This is a genomic window from Mesorhizobium sp. M7A.F.Ca.CA.002.15.2.1 (assembly GCF_003998715.1).
GTDB classification, from domain to species: Bacteria; Pseudomonadota; Alphaproteobacteria; order Rhizobiales; family Rhizobiaceae; genus Mesorhizobium; species Mesorhizobium ciceri.
Genome location: NZ_RZPI01000845.1, coordinates 1 through 2113 on the forward strand (window position 1 = coordinate 1; position 2113 = coordinate 2113).

At 64.3% G+C, this 2113-nt stretch carries 1 protein-coding gene and 2 pseudogenes; 1 reads left to right on the top strand and 2 read right to left on the bottom strand.

Annotation, left to right across the window (positions count from 1 at the left end; genetic code table 11):
- Positions 1 to 599: pseudogene (locus tag ENZ74_RS30140) on the top strand (ATP-dependent DNA helicase); the annotation flags it as partial.
- Between the two features lie 147 nt (positions 600 to 746).
- Here the strand turns inward: ENZ74_RS30140 and ENZ74_RS30145 are convergent.
- Positions 747 to 1796 (bottom strand): ABC transporter permease, encoded by a 1050-nt coding sequence (locus tag ENZ74_RS30145; RefSeq protein WP_063168290.1) that lies wholly within the window; start codon positions 1794 to 1796, stop codon positions 747 to 749.
- A pseudogene (locus tag ENZ74_RS30150) lies at positions 1793 to 2113 on the bottom strand (sugar ABC transporter ATP-binding protein); the annotation flags it as partial. The pseudogene ENZ74_RS30150 and the gene ENZ74_RS30145, both read right to left, overlap by 4 nt.

The following is a 2113-nucleotide window of genomic DNA, read 5'->3' on the forward strand; positions in this document are numbered from 1 at the left end:
GGTTTGTCTCCAACCGCCAGATCCATGGCCTGTGGCAGTCGACGATCCCGTCGCGTTTCCTCGAGGAATTGCCGAACGCCCATGTCGAGGTCGCTGAAAGCGGCAACTCCTACGGCGGCTACGGCAATTCCTATGGCGGCGGTTCCTTTGCCTCCGGCCGCGGCGGCCAGGGCGCAGGACGGCAGAACCCCTATGGCGCCTCGCGCTTCGACAATGTCGGCGCCGACAGCGAAAAATCCGGCGCCTTCTCCAACACCTATGCGACGCCGGGCTGGCAGCGGGCGCAGGCCAACCGCACCGAGGCGACCGACCGCAACTGGGGTTCGCGCTCCGGCCACCAGGTCGAGCGCATCGGCTACGGCGAGACGGACAGCGGCTACGGCGCCGGCCGCACCTCGGTCAAGGGCCGCACCATCGACGGCGAACTGGTCGCCAAATCCGTCTCCGACAAGCCGTCCGCCTTCAACGTCGGCGACCGTGTCTTCCACCAGAAATTCGGCAACGGCAACATCTCGGCCATCGAAGGCAACAAGCTGACCATCGACTTCGACAAAGCCGGCCAGAAACGCGTGCTGGACGGGTTTGTCGCCGCGGTGTGAAGATGGCGTTTTCCCCGCGGAAGCCTCACCTTCGTCATCCACGGGCGAAGCAAGGAGGGTAGCGACGCGGCGCAGACCCGTGGATGACGAAGTGATTGATGTCTACGCCAATCGTCAAGGCATGCGGTCCGCCAACGAAACAGCCCCTCACCGATACCGCGCCTGATTCCATTTGTGCCCCAGCAGCGACAGGATGATGATCAGCCCGTTGAAGAACTGCACATAGAAACCGCTTAATCCCGCCGCCACGACGCCGGTCTGGATGAAGGACACGGTAACCGCGCCGATGGCGCCGCCGACGACGGTGCCGATGCCGCCCCAGGTCGGCGTGCCGCCGACGAACACCGAGGCCAGCACCGGCAGGAGATAGCCGTCGCCGGCGGTCGGCCACCAGGTGAAGTTGATCATCACCGAGAAGGTGCCGGCGATGGCCGCGCCGATGCCGACGAAGACGAACACTTTCACCCGCACACGCTTGACGTCGATGCCCATCTGCTGGGCGCTGTCTGGATTGTCGCCGACCACCCTCACCTGCGCGCCGAAGCGGTGCCGGTTGTAGAGCATCGCCGACAGCACGACGAAGCCGATGGCCCAGAAGATCTGCACCGGAACGCCCAGGACCTGGCTGGAGAAGATCGTGTAGGCCCAGCTGTCGCTGAGGCTGGTCAGCGCCATCGACTTGCCCTCGTTGATGATCTGGATCAGGCCGCGCAGCAGGAAATTCATGCCCAGCGTGGCGATCAACGACGACAGCCCGCCATAGACGACCAGCGAGCCTACCAGGAAGCCGAGCAGCATGCCGGTGACGAGTGCCGCGGCGATGCCGAGAAACGGATCGTAGCCGGCCTGCACGACCAGCGCGAAGACCCATGAGGCGAAGCCCATCGTTGCCGGAAACGACAGGTCGATCTCGCCGCAGGTGACGACGAAGACCAGCGGCACCACCACGAACAGCGCAACGGGGAGCGTCGTCAGCACCGAACGGTAGAGATACCAGGTGGTGAAAACGGTCGGGTTGGCGATCAGGAACACCGTCATCATGACGATGAACACGGCGAGCGTGCCGAGCGCGGCACGGTTGTCGAGGATGAAGCCGCGCATCCAGTGATCGGATGGGTGCCTCCATTCCTTTTGAGAACTGGGACGGGGAATGCCGGCGGACGGCTCGTGCAGGTTGGGCTCCATGGTCTTGCTCATCGTGCTCTCTGCTCCGCGTCGCCGGCATCGTGCAGCCCGGCCAATCCGCCGGGATGCGCGACCTCTTCCATGAAGTTGATGAGATCTTCGGCCGACTTGACCTCGCTGCGGTCGGTCGTCAGTGCAACCTTGCCGCGGTCCAGCACCACGAAGCGGTCGGCGATGTCGAAGACATGATGGATGTTGTGGCCGATGAACAGGATCGAGCGGCCGCTCGCCCGCACCTGGCGCACGAAATGGAACACCTTGGCGGTCTCGGTCAGCGACAGCGCCGTCGTCGGTTCGTCGAGGACGATCAGCTCGGCCTGCTTGTAGAT